A 329-nucleotide genomic window follows, 5' to 3' on the forward strand; every position below is an offset into this window, starting at 1 on the left:
ACCGAGTTCCGCGATACCGTGGTGACGCTGCTGCTGGACAACTCCGGCTCCATGCGCGGGCGGCCGATTTCCATCGCGGCCATCTGCGCCTTTCGATGAATGATGGATCTTGGCGCGCATTATTCTCTACGCCTTGGGCAATGAGAGCTTCCTCGTCGGTCATCTCCATGACCGTGGCGCGCACTTTCTGACCAAGTTGGCGACAAGCGAGAAGCCGACGGCGTCCATAGACGATCTCAAGCGCACCGTCTTCGGTTCGGCGAACCAGTACTGGAACCTTTTGACCGTGCTCGCGGATCGACGAGACAAGCTCATCCAGACCATCGCTT

General features: G+C 59.0%; 2 pseudogenes. One reads left to right on the forward strand and one right to left on the reverse strand.

The window, feature by feature from the left end:
- Nucleotides 1–90: pseudogene (locus tag A3764_RS26385) on the forward strand (cobaltochelatase CobT-related protein); the annotation flags it as partial.
- Between the two features lie 58 nt (nucleotides 91–148).
- Here A3764_RS26385 and A3764_RS26390 read toward each other — a convergent pair.
- A pseudogene (locus A3764_RS26390) lies at nucleotides 149–319 on the reverse strand (ParB N-terminal domain-containing protein); the annotation flags it as partial.
- Nucleotides 320–329: the final 10 nt, after the last annotated feature.

The organism is Sulfitobacter sp. HI0129 (genome assembly GCF_001635395.1).
Classification (GTDB): domain Bacteria; phylum Pseudomonadota; class Alphaproteobacteria; order Rhodobacterales; family Rhodobacteraceae; genus Sulfitobacter.